A 16,303-nucleotide genomic window follows, 5' to 3' on the forward strand; every position below is an offset into this window, starting at 1 on the left:
CGCGTCGGGTGTCGACTCGCACGTGACGCTGCGTGGCCGGATTCTCGCGCTCAAACAGCAGGAAACCAGCCACTACTCTGGCCGGAAAACCCTGCTCAACCGGCCTGTAAACAGTCGATCACACACAACGATCGGCACCTACGGGGAGATCACCACGCGTCGTCGCCCGAGTGGCCGTATTGAGGCGCGTGCCCGCTATCGCGAATGGGACGGTGCCACCCGGCTGGTGCAGGCAAGCGGCGACACCGCAGCTGCTGCAACCCACGCGCTGAAAGCCAAGTGCGTCGACCGCAATCTGATTGCGCCGAGTGCTGGATCGCTCACGATCGACAGTCCGTTCCCTGAACTGGTGGCGTACTGGCTTGACGACATCGAGTTGGAAAATCGGCTGGCGACTGCCACCCGGCAACTGTATGAGCGCGACATGCGCACCCTCGTGCTGCCCGCATTCAAAGATCTGACGCTGCGCGAGATCGGTGTGGCCCGATGCGACCAGTTCCTGAAGCGCCTTGCGAAAGATTCATACTCGAAGGCGAAGCATGCGCGCGTCGTGCTGCGACTCGCGCTCGCCTTGGCCGTGCGACACGAGGTGTTGTTGCGCAACCCCGTCGATCATGTTGCGCGGTTGCATCGCGACGTGCGGGTGCCGGACGCGTACACGCCCGAAGAGATCACTGCGATCCGCGCCGCCATCGCATATTGGGAAGCTGGACGCGATGTATCGGGGCCGAAACCAGACGGGCAACTCGGTGTAATCGTCGAGGTCATGCTGGGGACGTCCGCGCGCATCGGTGAGGTGCTCGCGATCCGCCGCCGCGATATAGACCTGAGCGTGCCATCTGTGCGGATCGCCGGAACGATCATCAGCACGAAGGGTCAATTGACGGCGCGGCAGGATCACCCGGAGACCGCGCGGTCGTGTCAACCCCACAACTGCGGCGCTGCTGGAGGAGGCGTTCGGATGAGAAGCCTGGCGATCAGAAACAGTGACAGGTACACTGTATGTGTAACTATTTGTGACCGAGTGGAGGTGAACATGGATACTGCGCTACTGCCAGCCATGCTGGGCTATAAAGATCTCACGGACGCGGGGCTGACGCGTCGGCAGTTTGACCGACTCATTGAGGCCGAGGAATACGAACGGATCGCACCTGGTCAGTTTCTGCGCACCGGCGCGACGGACGATACTACGGCCGCTTGGATGGCAATCGCTGCAAAGCGGCCGCAAGCAACACTCTGCCTGCTGACGGCGTTATCGATCCATGACCTCACGGACGAGATTCCAACGCGCAGCAACATCGCCATCCCGCGAGGCACGAAGCCATTGACCGCATGGAGCGCGCCGATCAGTTGGCACCACTTCGATGCCTCAACCTTCGATATCGGCCGTACCCAACACGCTCTGCCTGGGGGGAGAACGATCGGACTGTACTCCGCGGAACGTACGATCATCGATCTGTTCCGCCTCAGCCATGAATGGGGGAGTGACCTCGCGATCGACGCGCTCAAACGATGGCTCCGTGTCAAAGGGAACAGCCCGTCCCGGCTGCTCACTATTGCCAAGAGCTTCCCGAAAGGGAGACCTGCACTACAGAACGCTCTGGAGATCCTGCTATGACACCAAAGCCACAACGCGGCACGCCCGATGGTGACGCGACCCTGGCAATTCAGAAGCTCGCACGTGAGTCCAACGCAGACGTGCAGGAGCTGCAGACCCTGTACGTGCTCGAAGCACTTCTAGCCCGAATTTCCGCGTCACCGCATCGAGACGATTTCGTGCTCAAGGGAGGTGTGCTGTTGGCGGCATTTGACGCACGCCGACCTACCAAAGACGTCGACCTCCAAGCCACCGGGTTATCTAATGATGCCGATCACGTGACCGGGCGGTTGCGTGAAATTGCAGCCATCGAACTGTCTGACGGGGTGGACTTCGATGCAAACAGCATCACCGCATCTGCCATTCGGGACGGCGATGCTGATGAGTATGCTGGCGTGCGCGTGCGACTCGTCGGTCACCTCGGTCGTGCTCGGCTGACTGTCGGGATCGACGTCAACTTCGGTGACCCGATATGGCCAGCTCCTCAACTCATCGAGCTGCCGCGCATCGTGCCACTCGATCAACCCCCGGTTACGCTGCTCGGCTATCCGCTCGCAATGGTGCTCGCTGAGAAGATCGTCACCGCGATCGATCGAGGAGAGGGGAACACGCGCTGGAGGGACTTCGCTGACATCTACACGCTTACGCACCTTCACTCAGTTGAGGCAGCCACCCTCCGAAACTCGCTGGAGACCGTGGCCGCTTACCGAGGCGTCACCCTCGCTCCAGTGTTACCGGCACTCGCGGAGATGCCCGAGCGTGCGCAACCCAAGTGGCGTGCCTGGCGTACACGCGTAAATCGCCAGAAGGAGCTCCCCGAAGCCTTCGCCGAAGTGCTCAACGAAATTGCTCGCTTTAGCGACCCCGTGTTGCGAGAGACAGCCCACGGGATCTGGAACATTGCGCAGCAAGGCTGGGGCGATCGCAACGAGTAGATCTGTGGACGAAATGGGAACGCGAGCGTACCTTGGTGACATGGGATCGTTTGCCGCTCATGGTGCAAACCCGTAGTTGCGCTTCGATCGCGGCGAGAAGAACGGTGACGCAAAATTTGCGGCACCGTTGTTTTGTGTCCGGCGGACGATGCAGACGCGCTGTAATTGATTGCTACATACCCGGAATAACTTCGACGACCTCCCGCACCTGTAGGGACAGGGCCGGGCAGGACGAGACCGAGTCGATCTCTCGTCGCGGGTCGACTGGGGAGGCGGATGGGGCCCGCCTTCCCAGCGAACCACTGAGACGCTGGGCAATTCGACGGGCGTTCCGCTGACCCGCGGAACGCCTTGCATTGCGGGCGTGGGGCGAGTCGGACCAGCCAGACGACACTTCGGGCTCGAACGCTATCCCGAGGCAGCCTCTTGGATCGCCGCCGCGAGCTCGTCGTAGCCGACGACCGCGGTGGAGAGCTGTTGCGCTCGCACCCATGTGAGAGTTGACTGCCCGGTTGCCTCGAGTGCAAGGCGCGAGAGCACGGCGAATCGCCAGTGCCCGATGTCGAGTTGGTTGAGCTGCTCTCGCCCAGCGAGATTCACCGCGAGAACGTAGACGTCGGCGTTGTAGGTCGATTCGACGGCGTATGTGTTCGTCGCAGGGTCGAGGAGCTTTCCGCGAAGACCTGAGAACGCGAGCGTGGACGGTCGGCGCTGCGCCCACCGCTGCACGAGTGCGCTGGACTTAACCTCGATGCGGATGTCGTCCCACAGGACATCGAACGCGTCCCATTCGACGCGCACTGGTCGCTCGACGCCGATGGCACGCCAGACGAGGTACTCGGCCAGCCACCCACGAACATTGTTCGTCGTTACGTCCGGTAGCGCGAACTGCCAGAAGTCGGAGACCGATGCATCGACTCCGAGTAGCCGCTCGTCGCCGGTCAGCGGGTCCATCGGAGGAGGCTCGACCATCGTCATGCAGCGAGCCTATCGGTCGTCCATCGGTGACTCGATGCTCGGGTAGTTGGTGGCAATCACCATGATCACATGTTCGCGGGCTTCGAGCTTCGCTTGGGATCGAGGTTCAGCATCCACCAAGTCGTGTGGTGTAGCTCCATGCTCGCTTTCAACCACTCGGTTCACCGTGCTGTCGGACATCTGATCCGCTGCGGGAGACGGGTTCATGCCGATGACGACGAGCGGATTGCTTCCGACGAGCGTGGCCGGATCGACTGACGGCCCGCGGACAATAGAATCCGCTGTGACGCCCAAAAGGGGACCATAACGCGGTTGGCTACGAGCACTTACTTCGCATCGATCCACTTGAAACGATCACACAACTGATTCCAGGCTTGTGACTGCGGAGACGGGCTCGACGCCCGCGCTGAGGCTGCGTTTGACGGTGCACAGCTTGTCGATGATCCGCTGGGCACTGGCGACGAGCTTGTCGTGCTTTTCGGAGCTGAGCTCCGAGGAGTCGGCGGCGATCGTCGTGATCAACGTCTCCACACGGTTCTCTTCCGCGTTGAACATAGCGGTCACCGCGGAGGTGGCATCGAAGTCGGGCCCGAGCTGACTGGTCAGCTGTGCTTCTGCAGACAGCGCGGCGCAGCCGGCGAGCGCGGCCTGCAGCAGCTCGACGGGGGAGAAGGCTCCTTCGGTGCCGAGTGCGCCGATTCGTAGTTCTGCGCCGCTGGTGCTACGTACCGTGTAGGTGTTGACGGCGCTGCGCTCGGCAGTCAAATCGGGGATCGAAACCCGGTCTATCGGCGCTTGCCGAAGCTGCGCAGGCGCAGCGAGTTCGCCACGACGAGCACCGAGCTGGCAGCCATGGCTGCACCGGCGATCATCGGGTTCAACAATCCGAGGGCTGCGATCGGGATGCCGATGGTGTTGTAGAGGAACGCCCAGAACAGGTTCACCTTGATGGTCCCCAGCGTCTTGCGGGAGAGTTCGATGGACTGCGCGACCTGGTTCAGATCGTTGCCCATGATGGTCAGATCTGCCGCTTCGATCGCGACGTCGGTGCCGGATCCCATCGCAACGCCCAGGTCTGCCTGTGCGAGCGCCGGGGCGTCGTTCACCCCGTCGCCCACCATGGCCACAACATGACCACGAGCCTGCAGATCGCGGACCGTCTGCGCCTTGCCGTCAGGGAAGACGTCGGCGAAGATATCCTCCGGTGCGATGCCGACCTTGGCGGCAACCTGCTGCGCGACCGCAGCGTTGTCGCCGGTGAGCAGAACGGGGCGCAGCCCCATTTCCTTGAGCTTGGCGATCGCTGTGGCCGACGACTCCTTGACGGTGTCGGTCAGGTTGATCAGCCCGGCGAACTCTCCATCGACGGCGACCATGATGGAGGTCGCGCCGCTGAGCTGCGCCGCGGTCAGATCGGAGAGGTGCGCCTCGGTCAGAGCGACACCGTTCTCTGTCAGCCAACTCATGCGGCCGACGACCACGGTGCGGTCACCGACAGCGGCTCGGACGCCGCCGCCGGGGGCGGAGGTGAACGAGGTCGCCTGATCGAGAGTCGCTTCGGCCTGCGCCGCGTTCACGATGGCCTGGGCAATGGGGTGCTCAGAGCCGGACTCGGCCGCGCCGGCCATGGCAAGCAGCTCAGCCCGGCTGATACCCTCGGCGGGGGCGACGGAGGTGACAGCGAGGTTGCCCTCCGTGATCGTGCCGGTCTTGTCGAGCAGCACGGTGTCGATCTTGCGGGTGTCTTCCAGCACCTGCGGGCCGCGGATCAGAATGCCCAGCTGAGCGCCGCGACCGGTGCCGACCAGCAGCCCGATCGGGGTGGCCAGGCCCAAGGCGCACGGGCAGGCGATCACCAGCACGGCGACAGATGCGGTGAAGGCCGCGTTCACATCATTGGTGAACAGCATCCACAACACGAACGTGACCACGGCGATGACCAGCACGATCGGCACGAAGACCGCGGAAATGCGATCGGCAAGCCGCGCGATGGGTGCCTTGCCGGTCTGCGCCTCGGAGACCATCCGGCCCATCTGAGCCAGCGTGGTGTCTTTGCCGACCCGGGTCGCGCGCACCAGCAGGCGGCCCGACGTGTTGATGGTCGCGCCGATGACCGTGTCATCCGGCCCGACCTCGACGGGAACCGACTCGCCGGTGACCAGCGCGGTGTCGACGGCGGAGTGACCGGAGACGACGAAGCCGTCGGTCGCGATCTTCTCGCCCGGACGGGTGACGAATTCATCACCGGGAACCAGTTCGGATGCCGGGATTCTCACTTCGACGCCATCGCGCAGCACCACGGCTTCTTTGGCGCCCAGATCGAGCAGGGTCTTCAGGGCATCACCGGCGCGGGACTTGGCACGCGCCTCGAGGTAACGGCCGAGGAGCAGGAAGGTTGCCACGACGCCGGCGGTTTCGAAGTACAGGGCGTGCTCGCTCATCGCCATGCCGATGTGGGCTGTGACGTTGGGGTCCTTGATCAGCTGCCAGAGCGAGAAGAAGTAGGCGGCCAGCACGCCGATCGACACCAGGGTGTCCATCGTGGAGGCGAAATGCCGGGCATTGATTGCCGCGGCCCGGTGGAACGGCCACGCAGACCAGAACGTCACCGGAGTCGCGAGAACCAGTGCGACCCAGCCCCAGTGCGGAAACTGAGCGCCGGGAATCATGGAGATGACGAACAGCGGAACGGTGAAGATCGCCGCGACGATCAGGCGGAGCTTGAGGTCGCTGCCGCCGTGGGCGGTGGTGTGGTCGGTGCGCGATGTTTTCGCCGGGGCATCCGACTCGGCCGCGACAGCCACGGCAGCGTACTTATCGGTCTTCACATTGGCCTGGTAGCCGGCGGATTGGACGGTGGCGATGAGCTGCTCGTCGGTGACGTCTTCTGGAACCATGATGCGCGCCGACTCCAGCGGCAGGTTCACCAGCGCTTCGACTCCCTCGATCTTGCTGAGTCTGCGTTCGACTCTGCCGACACACGATGCGCAGGTCATGCCCTGGATGTCCAGTTCGACGACGCGCTGATTGTCGGGGAGCGTGATCTCGTTGCTCATGATTCCATTTCTTGTCACAGCCCGTGCGGTGAGCCGGTCGTTGACGGCGACTCACCGCACAGGCGAGGATGCTTACGCGTTTACGGAGACCAGCGTGTAGCCGGCCTCGGTGACCGCGGCCTCGAGAACCGCGTTCTCGACAGCGGCAGTGGTGGTGATCGTTGCGGTGGAGGTGCCGCCGGCGGCGAGGGCGACCTCGACCTTGCTGATGCCGGGCACGGCGTTGAGTTCCTCGGTCACGGAGGAGACGCAGTGGCCGCAGGTCATGCCGTCGATCTTCAGGGTGATGTCGTTCTGGTTCATGGCTTCCTCAGTGGGCTTGCTGGTGATGTTGAGGGTTTCGTTGGACTTGCTGCTGCATCCGCAGCCGCATCCTGATTCATTGCTCATGGGATCTCCTTGGTGTGTTTTTCAGGGGTGAAGAAGCGAGCGGGCCACTAGCGCAGCAGTCGGCCGATGGCGGTGGTCACTTCAGTGACCTTCTCAGTCACGAACGACTGATCACCGGTGTCAGCCGATTGAGCGGCAGCATCGACCACACAATGCGAAACATGGTCTTCGATGAGGCCGAGGCTGACCTTGTGCAGGGCGGCGTTGATGGCGGAGATCTGAGTGAGGATGTCGATGCAGTACTTTTCGTCATCAACCATGCGGGTCACCCCGCGCACCTGCCCCTCGATGCGACCCAGTCGCTTGAGCAGGGCGTCCTTATTCGTGGTGTAGGCGTGGTTGACGTGCTCATCGGTGGGTGTTGCGGTGATCTCCATGCTCAAATCATACCCATGGGGGGTATAGGTGTCAATCATGTCCCGTACGCCTTCGCCCTCCAGCTCGGTGACGCCGATATCGCAACGGCATTCCGCCTCTACCGCAAGAGTTTTGACAGAGTGACGGGCATGATCAGCGCCGCACCGGTGCCGCCGAGCAGTCGACATGATGCGAACACTGATACTGAACGTCCGACGGATTGAGTCAGCCGAGCAAGGCCACACCGAACCCCGAGACGACGGTTCGCAGCTCGGCGAGAAAGCGCTGCGCCTGCTCGGTGAGGGGGATCGCCGAGTGGCCGATCCAGCCGATCTCGATTCGCTCGTCGACGTCGAGCGGGATGGCGACGATCTCAGGGTCGAGGTCGTCGCTGATGATGCCCGTCGAGATGGTGTACCCGTCGAGCCCGATCATGAGGTTGAAGATGGTCGCGCGGTCGGAGACCCGGATCTCCTGCGGGCTCGAGAGAGTGGAGAGGATCTCTTCGGCGAAGTAGAAGGAGTTGTTCGCACCCTGGTCGAACGTGAGCCGCGGTACGTCGGCGAGATCGGCGAGGGTGACGCGATCTCGGGCGGCGAGCGGGTTCTTGCGGGAGATGAAGATGTGCGGTTCGGCGACGAAGAGCGGATGAAAAGCGAGCCCCGAGTCGCGGAGCAGCTTGTCGATGACATTCCGGTTGAAGTCGTTCCGGTAGAGGATCCCCAACTCGCTGCGGAGCGTGCGGACGTCTTCGATGATGTCCCACGTGCGCGTCTCTCGCAGCGAGAACTCGTACTCGGCCGCTGAGGTCGCCTTCACCATCCGTACCAGCGCATCGACAGCGAACGAGTAGTGCTGCGTCGACACCCCGAGCAGGCGCCGTGACGGAGGCCGCCCGAGGTAGCGCTGTTCGAGGAGCGCCACCTGCTCGACGACCTGCCTGGCGTACCCCAGGAACTCCACTCCGTCGGCGGTGAGCGTCACGCCGCGAGCAGAGCGCAGGAGCAGGACGCGCCCCACTCTGCTCTCCAGATCCTTCATCGCCGCGGACATCGTGGGCTGGGCGACGTAGAGCAGGTCGGCGGCGGCGCTGATCGAGCCCTCCGCGGCGACCTCGATGTAGTAGGTGAGTTGCTGCAGAGTGATACCGCTCGAGCGCTTAGCCATAGCCTCAGACTATGTCATGGCATAGTCGCAGCACATTTCTCGATGGGACGCGCAGCCGCCACCATTGAGAGACCCTTTTTTTGTGAGGCCGAGCCCGGCCGATCAGCCCACCGATTGGCACCTCCATGGCGCACGAATTCACGTTCCGCATCACGAAGACCCGCTTCGACGAGGACTACTCTCCGTCGGACGATTCCCGGATCACCACGAACTTCGCCAACCTGGCGCGAGGCGAGCACCGTCAGCAGAATCTCCGCAACGCCCTGACGATGATCGACCGCCGATTCAACGACCTGGCTGACTGGGACAACCCGAACGGGGATCGCTACACCCTCGATCTCGAGATCGTCTCCGTCGCGGTGCAGTTCGCCGCGGAGGGTGCGGACCAGGAGTTCCCGCTGCTCGAGGTTCTGGACATCAGCATCCTCGACCGGCTCACCGGAAAGCGCAGCCGGGGGATCGTGGGCAACAACTTCTCGTCGTACGTCCGCGACTTCGACTTCAGCGTGCGGCTGCCGGCGGCCAGCGAAGCGGCAGGCGGGTTCGCCGTTCCATCCGACTTCGGAGATCTGCACGGCAAGCTCTTCCAGCACTTCCTCGACTCGGAGGCCTACCGCGAGCGCTTCACAGTGTCGCCGGTGATCTGCATCAGCGTCTCGACGAGCAAGACGTACCGCCGCACCGAGAATCACCACCCGATCCTCGGCGTCGAGTACGAGCAGAAGGATCCCTCGCTGACCGACGAGTACTTCGGCAAGATGGGGCTCTCCGTCCGGTACTTCATGCCGCGCGGCAGCGTCGCACCGCTCGCGTTCTACTTCCGCGGTGATCTGCTCGGCGACTACACGAACCTCCAGCTCATCGGCACCATCAGCACGATGGAGACGTTCCAGAAGATCTACCGACCGGAGATCTACAACGCGAACTCGGCTGCAGCGAAGGTCTATCAGCCGAGCCTCGAGCAGCAGGATTACTCGGTGACGAAGATCGCCTACGATCGCGACGAGCGCAGCCGGCTCGCGACTGAGCAGGGGAAGTATGCGCACGAACACCTCATGAAGCCACACGGCGACCTTCTCGAGCAGTGGGCCGCCAACTCCCTCGTTCCTGTCGGATGACCACCGGAGAATCACCGACCATGAACACGCTTCTTCCTGCATCCATCGTCGGCAGCCTGCCGAAGCCTTCCTGGCTCGCCCAGCCCGAGACCCTCTGGTCTCCCTGGAAGCTGGAGGGTGATGCGCTGGTCGAGGGCACGCAGGATGCGCTGCGCATCGCCGTCCAGGAGCAGCGGCACGCGGGCATCGACATCATCAGCGACGGGGAGCAGACGCGCCAGCACTTCGTCACGACGTTCATCGAGCATCTTTCCGGCGTCGATTTCGACCAGCGCGAGACGGTCCGGATCCGCGACCGGTACGACGCGAGCGTGCCGACGGTCGTCGGCGCAGTGAGCCGTGAGAAGCCCGTGTTCGTCGAAGACGCGAAGTTCCTTCGTCAGCAGACCGATCAGCCGATCAAATGGGCGCTGCCCGGGCCGATGACGATGATCGACACGCTCTACGATCGCCACTACAAGAGCCGCGAGAAGCTGGCCTGGGAGTTCGCGACGATCCTCAATCAGGAGGCGAAGGAGCTCGAGGCGGCCGGAGTCGACATCATCCAGTTCGATGAGCCGTCTTTCAACGTCTTCTTCGATGACGTGCAGGACTGGGGGGTGGCAGCGCTGGAGAGGGCGGCTGAAGGGCTGCGCGCGGAGACCGTGGTGCACATCTGCTACGGGTACGGGATCAAGGCGAACACTGACTGGAAGGCGACTCTCGGGGCGGAGTGGCGCCAGTACGAGAAGTCGTTCCCGCTTCTGCAGCGATCGAGCATCGACACCATTTCCCTGGAGAGCCACCACTCTCACGTCCCGCTGGACCTCATCGAGCTCATCCGGGGCAAGAAGATCATGCTCGGAGCCATCGACGTGGCGAGCCACACGATCGAAACCCCGCAGGAAGTGGCGGACACACTCCGCAACGCGCTCCGGTTCGTCGACGCCGACAAGCTCATCCCGAGCACGAACTGCGGCCTGGCGCCGCTGCCTCGTGACGTCGCGCGGGCGAAGTTGCGTGCGCTCAGCGCTGGTGCCGACATCCTTCGCGAAGAGCTCACGACCGAGAAGTAGCATCCGCGGGTCGCAGGGGCACCAGTACCCACTCCAACGACCGCCGGCGCGCTCAACGCTCAACCGACTGAGTAAGGTCTTCACCACGGCGGTGATCGAGGACGTCTTGGTGCTCGGTGGCGATCCGCGCAAGTTCCAGATGCCATCGGAGTCGGAGATGCGCTTCAACTGGGTTCACGGCGATCATGCAGCGCTGGAGCCGAGCCAGGCACGCGAGTTCGTCGTCGACGCGTGGCGCATGGTCGTCGCTCAGAGGATCTCCGCGCGTGCCTCCTCGCCAATCCGAATGGCCCGGGCTGAGGAACGCGCTGGTGACACGACGCTCAGCTCTTCCCACAGGACGGGTCGTTACCCTCGGACCATGCGCCGCATCGTCATCGTTCCTCTGCTGCTCGCCGCCGGTCTCCTCGCAGGATGCTCCCAAGTGGCGCAGGTCGCGGGTGACGCGATGGGCGTCGACGTCGAGGCCGCATGCACGACGATCGACGATGCCTACGCGCAGTATCAGACTCTGCTCGATCAGGGTGGGGCCTCGGCGGAGCAGATCGACGCAGCCCGTGACGAACTCGTGACGACGCTGGACACACTGGCGACGGATGTCGACGGACAGCTCGGAGATCTCATCAGCTCGGGTGCACAGCAGATCGGCGGGATGACCGACCTGCAGGCGCCGGAGACCATCGAAGCGATCGATCAGCTCAAGGCCTCGGCCTCGGCCTTCTGCGGCTGACCTCGCAGCGGCGCCTGAGAAGTCAGGCGGTGCAGGCGTGGCCATGGTGCTGACGAGCGAGGCCCGGGCCCCGAAGCAGCCGGTCCGCGAGATGGTCCCGGTCACAGGACCAGTTGACTCAGAGGGTGTACGAAGTACCGCAGCGAGTACGCCTCCCAGACGGCCCCGATGATGAGCAGTGCCAGTGCCGGAAGTGCGAGCAGCCCGATCCGCTGCAGGCCGCGGAAGTAACCCTGACGATGGTTCTTCGCGCCGATGGTGCGCGGGAGCAGCCAGGACCTGCCCAGCAGATACGCGCCCAGAAGGAGCAGGATGTAGGCCTGGAGCTCGATGACGAAGGTCAGCGAGTGGGGGATGAGCACCACCCAGCCCTCGGGGGAGGCGGGGACGAGCGTGATGCCCGTCTCGACCGCCCAGTATCCGAAGAATGCGAGGCCTGCGAACGGCACGATGAGCGACGGCAGCCCGATGGTCAGCAGACTGAGTCGGAAGACGTTGACTCCCAGGATCGTGAGCGCGAACAGCGGCGGGATGTTCACCAGCCAGCGCACCAGCTCACCGGTGCCGTCCTCTTCCAGTCCCGCGGCTTGTGCGGCGTTGAGGTTGGGAAAGACGAGTCCGATCATGAATCCGACGAGGGCAAGGCCGTATGCGGCCACGTTGATGATGAGGTAGGCGCGCCTGTTCTCGCGGACGATCCGGAAGGGCCGTCGCCAGAACGGTGCAGGGGCGGTGCGCGCGATAGGCGCGGATTCGGTTGTCATACTCCTATCGCACTCGGTCGGCCGCCTCTCCAGAAGTGTCGAGGTGTCACCGGAAGGCGTGACACACGTCACCGTCGCCTGGGCGAACGACACGTCCCACTCCCTGCTGCTCAGACGGTCCCGCAGGTCGGGGTCTTGCACCTACGATCAGAGAAACCGATCGGAGCGCACATGACGACGCTGTACTTCGCCCGACATGGCGAGACCGAGTGGCATGCAGAGCATCGCTACGCCGGTTCGTCCGATGTGGCCCTCGTGCCCGACGCCATCGCGCAGGCAGCCGGTCTCGCGACGTGGGCGAGCACTGCCGGGCTGAGCGCGATCATCGCCTCGCCCCTGAGCCGGGCGCGCCTGACGGCGGAACCCGCCGCAGAAGCCTCAGGACTCCCGCTGCGCATCGACCCGCGTCTGGTGGAGATCGACTTCGGACGCGGCGAGGGCATGTCGCCGGCAGAGCTCGAGGCGGCGTTCCCCGAGGACTGGGCAGGGTTCGAGCGGCAGCCGGCGCAGCATCCGTTACCCGGTGGAGAATCCGGACGTGCCGGCATCGCACGCGCCATGCCGGTGCTCGATGAACTCGCCGCGGAGTTTCCCGATGGCCGGGTGCTCGTGGTCGGGCATGCGACGCTGATGCGCCTCTTGCTCTGCGAGCTGGTCGGACTCGACCCCGACTGGTATCGCGACATCTTTCCCGCGCTCGACAACTCGGCGCTGCTCGAGCTCGACTTCCCGTACGAGGGAGAGTCGGATTGGCCGGGACGCGCGCGCATCCTCGGAATCAACGTGCCGCCCATATCCCACGTACCCAGGGCGCAACTCCAGGCCGTTGACCCGGAGGCATCGCGGGAGTAGACAGAAACGACCGGCAAGGCGCCGTCATGATCGTGAGGAGTGGCACCGATGAGCGATTCGACAAGCATGACGAGTTCGATCATCCGCAGTCTCGGTCGGGCGAAGGGTCTGGACACCGCTGCGAAGACGGTCAGCGGCTGGGTGGATGCCGTGACGCATCCCACGTGGATAAAGAACGCGCTGTCGGGCTCGTGGCTCGGACATCAACTTCACCCCGTCCTCACCGACCTGCCGATCGGTGCGTGGGGAGCCGCCGTCGCTCTGGACCTCACCGGTGGAGAGCAGAGCGCCGATGCCGCACGTCGCCTCGTCGGACTCGGCCTCATCGCCTCCGCCCCGGCAGCGTTGTCGGGCGCATCGGACTGGTCGAGTACCAGGGGCGCCGACAAGCGGATCGGGTTCGTGCATGCGCTCATGTCCGCGTCCGCATCGACGCTGCAGGCCGGATCGTGGCTGGCACGGCGCAGCGGCCATCGCCGTGCGGGAATCGCCCTCAGCGCCCTTGGCCTCGGACTCACACTGTCATCGGCGTATCTCGGAGGGCACCTGTCGTTCGTACGCGGCATCGGCGTCAATCGGACGGCGTTCCAGAGGCAGACTTCGTCGTGGACGGACGTCGCCGCCGACAGCGAGATCCTCGACGGCACGCTCACCAGGGTCGTCGTCGACGGCGTACCGGTCCTGCTCACGCGGCAGGCGGGCCGGCTGCACGCGATCTCGGCGGTGTGCACCCACGCGGGCGGTCCACTGGATGAAGGAACACTGGATGCCGACGGCTGCGTCACGTGCCCCTGGCACGGCAGCCGATTCCGCCTCGAGGACGGCGGCATCGAACGAGGTCCAGCGAGCGTGTCCGAGCCGATCTGGGCAGTCAGCGTGGATGACGGGCGCATCCTGGTGCGCTCACCTGAGGCCGCCTGACGGATCAGAGCGGCAGCTCGCCACGCGCCCGCGCAACGATGATGCCCCGTTGTGAGGTCGGGAAGCGTTCGAGCATCTCCCGCAACTGAGCTTCGTCGACATCGGCTCCGAACGCTTCGGCCCCTGGCTCCAGCATGATGCCGGCCGAAAGCGGCCCGGCCATCACGGGATCGAAGCCGAGATCGTTCACGAGAGCCGCGACGAGGGCGACGTCAACCGGGTCATCGCCGGCGATCGCGATCGCTTTGCGGCCGGCACTCCCGACGGGGCGCGCTTCATCTTCGAGGTCCTGATAGCCCATGTGGCTCAGTGCCTTGATGACGCGCGCTCCCACGAGATGTGCCTGCACGAGCTCGCTCGTCGAAGTGCGCGGATCACTCAGATCGTCGCGGATGCCGTCGGAGCCCCACCAGTAGTTCATGGCATCGATCACCACAGCGCCGTGCAACTGCTCCGCCGGGAGCATCCGATACCTGCCGAGCGGCAGAGCCAGGATCACAGCATCCGCCTCGGCGGCGATCATCGAGATCGTCCCCGCGGACGCGCCGATCGCTCTCATCGCCGGGGCGATGAGAGCGGGAGCGCCGGAGCCTGCGACGATGACCTGATAGCCGGCGGATGCCGCGAGCCGGGCGAGCACCGTGCCGAGGCGACCGGCGCCGATGATGCCGAGGGTCTGGATCGTGCGCTCTTCGCTCCCCACGTTGTCATCGTACGGCGTTCGACGCGAGGCGCTCGGCGCGAGGCGTCTCATGCTGGAAGCTGAGCCGCGTCAACGCATCAGTCGACAGAAAGTCTGTTGCGACGCACCTGACGGATCCGCACCGTGATCCAGACTGCAACAGCCACCACGACGACGGCGATGACGACCTTCTGGAACACGCCAGCGTAGTCCTCGACGACGTGCCAGTTCGCGCCGAGGAAGTACCCTGCGAGCACGAAGATGGTGTTCCAGATCGCGCTGCCGGCTGTCGTGAGGAGCGTGAACCGCAGCAACGGCATCCGTTCGATGCCCGCGGGTATCGAGATCAGACTGCGGAAGATCGGGATCATACGGCCGAAGAAGACCGCCTTCGATCCGTGGCGGCCGAACCATGCCTCCGTGCGTTCCACGTCTGCGACCTTGATCAGCGGCATCCGCTCGGCGATCGCGTACATGCGTCGTCGGCCGAGCCACGCGCCGATGCCGTACAGGGCGAGTGCCCCGACGACCGAACCCGCAGTCGTCCAGATCAGCACCTCGACGAGTCCGAGCGTGCCCTGCGCTGCGGCAAAGCCCGCGAGCGGCAGGATGACCTCGCTCGGCAGAGGAGGGAACAGATTCTCGAGGGCGATGGCGAGCCCGGCGCCGAAACCGCCGAGGGCCTCCATGAGGGCGACCGCCCATGCGGCGATCGTGTTCAGATTCTCGGCTCCGGCATCCATGCTCACCAGATTAGGAGGCGGCGCCTGAGGATCTCCGCTGAGTCACGGGATGTTCACGTGCTGGCACGAAGGGTGTGGTCCGCGGCATTCAGCATCGTACGGCGTCGGCATACTCGGCGTACGCAGCGCCGAACCGCTCAGTGAGATCGGCCTCCTCGAGCGGTCGGACGACCCAGTTCCACACCAGTGAGCCGCACAGCGCGTAGACGACCACCAGCCGTCTCGCGGTCGCCGACGGCAGCGGGGTGCCCTCTCCACGTGTCGACATCGCCACCGCCGACCAGATCCCCAGCGCGCTCGCCGCGAGGAGCAGCACCAGGCCCGCCCATCGCACGGCATCCGGAAACGGCACATGCAGATTCCAACGACGTTCGATGACGGCGATGATCACGGGGAAGACCGCGAGGAACAGCCCCCAGAACACGACCACCTGACCCGTCGTGCGCGCCACATGCGTCGACGTGGACGCAGCCGGCGCCAGACGGATCGCGAACGGTCCGAACAGGATCCACTCCGTCTGCAACCGGTCCTGCTCTTGCCTGCGGGCCGTAAGTTCATAGGCTGGAGCCATGGACAGGACGATCACGATCGCGGTGCCGGCACCGATTCCCCACGGGCACCGCATCGAGGTGGTCGAGCGGATCGACGATGCGGGGTCGCGATCCGTCGTCGTGGTGACCGACCTGGAGACCCGCATCCACTATCGGCAGGAATCATCGCATGCTTCGGATGCCGTGACCTGGACGGGCCGCGTCATCGAATGCGTCATCGCCCCGACGAGAGGTGGGGTGAAGACCATGCTCGTGGTCGATCCGACCGGCCCCGGCTCGGCGGAGGCCGACGTCGCGCTGCGCGGGGCGGATGCCGCAGCCGATGCCGCCAGGATCGAGGCGCTGCGCTGGGGCGGAGGAGACACCGTCCCCGCGCCGGAGCCGCCGCGCTTCTGGTGAGTCCGCGC

Annotated in this window: 19 protein-coding genes; 8 read left to right on the forward strand and 11 right to left on the reverse strand. The window is 64.6% G+C overall.

The genetic code is table 11. From position 1 onward, the window contains the following. A partial coding sequence (locus J1M43_RS16690) for a hypothetical protein (RefSeq protein WP_241245199.1) occupies nucleotides 1-1,618 on the forward strand: 1,618 nt, incomplete at its 5' end. After that, nucleotides 1,615-2,532: a nucleotidyl transferase AbiEii/AbiGii toxin family protein gene (locus tag J1M43_RS06575; RefSeq protein WP_206476324.1), complete on the forward strand. Its 918-nt coding sequence runs from the start codon at nucleotides 1,615-1,617 to the stop codon at nucleotides 2,530-2,532. The genes J1M43_RS16690 and J1M43_RS06575, both read left to right, overlap by 4 nt. A 408-nt stretch (nucleotides 2,533-2,940) precedes the next feature. On the opposite strand, the gene J1M43_RS06580 is transcribed toward J1M43_RS06575, so the two are convergent. The 7 genes from J1M43_RS06580 to J1M43_RS06610 form a co-directional block, all read right to left on the reverse strand. Then, entirely contained in the window at nucleotides 2,941-3,510 is a 570-nt protein-coding gene (locus tag J1M43_RS06580) for a hypothetical protein (protein WP_206476325.1), read from the reverse strand. Nucleotides 3,511-3,519: 9 nt separating this feature from the next. Beyond that, nucleotides 3,520-3,804 carry a hypothetical protein gene (locus tag J1M43_RS06585; protein ID WP_206476326.1) on the reverse strand — a complete coding sequence of 95 codons (285 nt, stop codon included), beginning with the start codon at nucleotides 3,802-3,804 and terminating at the stop codon, nucleotides 3,520-3,522. A 60-nt stretch (nucleotides 3,805-3,864) separates the two neighbouring features. Then, on the reverse strand, nucleotides 3,865-4,275 hold the full coding sequence (locus tag J1M43_RS06590; RefSeq protein WP_206476327.1) for an OsmC family protein: 411 nt from the start codon (nucleotides 4,273-4,275) through the stop codon (nucleotides 3,865-3,867). Between the two features lie 20 nt (nucleotides 4,276-4,295). Further along, a complete protein-coding gene (locus J1M43_RS06595; protein WP_206476328.1) occupies nucleotides 4,296-6,566 on the reverse strand; it encodes a cation-translocating P-type ATPase in 2,271 nt (756 codons plus the stop codon). Nucleotides 6,567-6,638: 72 nt separating this feature from the next. Beyond that, complete coding sequence (locus tag J1M43_RS06600; RefSeq protein WP_206476329.1) at nucleotides 6,639-6,956, reverse strand: heavy-metal-associated domain-containing protein; 318 nt, start codon at nucleotides 6,954-6,956, stop codon at nucleotides 6,639-6,641. Between the two features lie 47 nt (nucleotides 6,957-7,003). Next, nucleotides 7,004-7,333, reverse strand: a complete 330-nt coding sequence (locus J1M43_RS06605) for a metal-sensitive transcriptional regulator (RefSeq protein ID WP_206476330.1) — start codon at nucleotides 7,331-7,333, stop codon at nucleotides 7,004-7,006. Between the two features lie 205 nt (nucleotides 7,334-7,538). Beyond that, nucleotides 7,539-8,480, reverse strand: coding sequence for a LysR family transcriptional regulator (locus J1M43_RS06610; protein WP_206476331.1), 942 nt, complete (start codon nucleotides 8,478-8,480; stop codon nucleotides 7,539-7,541). Nucleotides 8,481-8,605: 125 nt separating this feature from the next. Here J1M43_RS06610 and J1M43_RS06615 point away from each other — a divergent pair, with 125 nt between their 5' ends. From J1M43_RS06615 to J1M43_RS06625, 3 genes are all read left to right on the forward strand, one after another. Further along, the gene (locus J1M43_RS06615; protein ID WP_206476332.1) at nucleotides 8,606-9,598 is read left to right on the forward strand and encodes a DUF1852 domain-containing protein; all 993 of its coding nucleotides are present in this window, start codon (nucleotides 8,606-8,608) and stop codon (nucleotides 9,596-9,598) included. 20 nt (nucleotides 9,599-9,618) lie between these two features. Further along, complete coding sequence (locus J1M43_RS06620; RefSeq protein WP_206476333.1) at nucleotides 9,619-10,653, forward strand: methionine synthase; 1,035 nt, start codon at nucleotides 9,619-9,621, stop codon at nucleotides 10,651-10,653. A 361-nt stretch (nucleotides 10,654-11,014) separates the two neighbouring features. Next, nucleotides 11,015-11,383 (forward strand): hypothetical protein, encoded by a 369-nt coding sequence (locus tag J1M43_RS06625; RefSeq protein ID WP_033107454.1) that lies wholly within the window; start codon nucleotides 11,015-11,017, stop codon nucleotides 11,381-11,383. A 101-nt stretch (nucleotides 11,384-11,484) separates the two neighbouring features. Here J1M43_RS06625 and J1M43_RS06630 read toward each other — a convergent pair whose 3' ends face one another. Beyond that, nucleotides 11,485-12,147, reverse strand: a complete 663-nt coding sequence (locus tag J1M43_RS06630; protein ID WP_206476334.1) for a hypothetical protein — start codon at nucleotides 12,145-12,147, stop codon at nucleotides 11,485-11,487. A gap of 171 nt (nucleotides 12,148-12,318) precedes the next feature. On the opposite strand from J1M43_RS06630, the gene J1M43_RS06635 reads away from it, so the two are divergent. Together J1M43_RS06635 and J1M43_RS06640 are read left to right on the forward strand one after the other, a co-directional pair. Beyond that, nucleotides 12,319-12,999 carry a histidine phosphatase family protein gene (locus J1M43_RS06635; protein WP_206476335.1) on the forward strand — a complete coding sequence of 227 codons (681 nt, stop codon included), beginning with the start codon at nucleotides 12,319-12,321 and terminating at the stop codon, nucleotides 12,997-12,999. Between the two features lie 48 nt (nucleotides 13,000-13,047). Then, the gene (locus tag J1M43_RS06640; RefSeq protein WP_206476336.1) at nucleotides 13,048-13,920 is read left to right on the forward strand and encodes a Rieske 2Fe-2S domain-containing protein; all 873 of its coding nucleotides are present in this window, start codon (nucleotides 13,048-13,050) and stop codon (nucleotides 13,918-13,920) included. Nucleotides 13,921-13,924: 4 nt separating this feature from the next. On the opposite strand, the gene J1M43_RS06645 is transcribed toward J1M43_RS06640, so the two are convergent. From J1M43_RS06645 to J1M43_RS06655, 3 genes are all read right to left on the reverse strand, one after another. Next, a complete protein-coding gene (locus tag J1M43_RS06645) occupies nucleotides 13,925-14,623 on the reverse strand; it encodes an NADPH-dependent F420 reductase (RefSeq protein ID WP_234001524.1) in 699 nt (232 codons plus the stop codon). A 77-nt stretch (nucleotides 14,624-14,700) separates the two neighbouring features. After that, nucleotides 14,701-15,345, reverse strand: a complete 645-nt coding sequence (locus J1M43_RS06650) for a DedA family protein (RefSeq protein ID WP_033107455.1) — start codon at nucleotides 15,343-15,345, stop codon at nucleotides 14,701-14,703. An 88-nt stretch (nucleotides 15,346-15,433) separates the two neighbouring features. Then, on the reverse strand, nucleotides 15,434-15,916 hold the full coding sequence (locus J1M43_RS06655; protein WP_206476337.1) for a hypothetical protein: 483 nt from the start codon (nucleotides 15,914-15,916) through the stop codon (nucleotides 15,434-15,436). Between J1M43_RS06655 and J1M43_RS06660 the strand changes: the two genes are divergently transcribed. Next, a complete protein-coding gene (locus J1M43_RS06660) occupies nucleotides 15,915-16,295 on the forward strand; it encodes a hypothetical protein (RefSeq protein WP_033107456.1) in 381 nt (126 codons plus the stop codon). The two genes, J1M43_RS06655 and J1M43_RS06660, sit on opposite strands and share 2 nt — an antisense overlap. The last annotated feature ends 8 nt before the right edge of the window (nucleotides 16,296-16,303 follow it).

The sequence above is a fragment of the Microbacterium sp. KRD172 genome (assembly GCF_017168295.1).
Taxonomy (GTDB): domain Bacteria; phylum Actinomycetota; class Actinomycetes; order Actinomycetales; family Microbacteriaceae; genus Microbacterium; species Microbacterium profundi.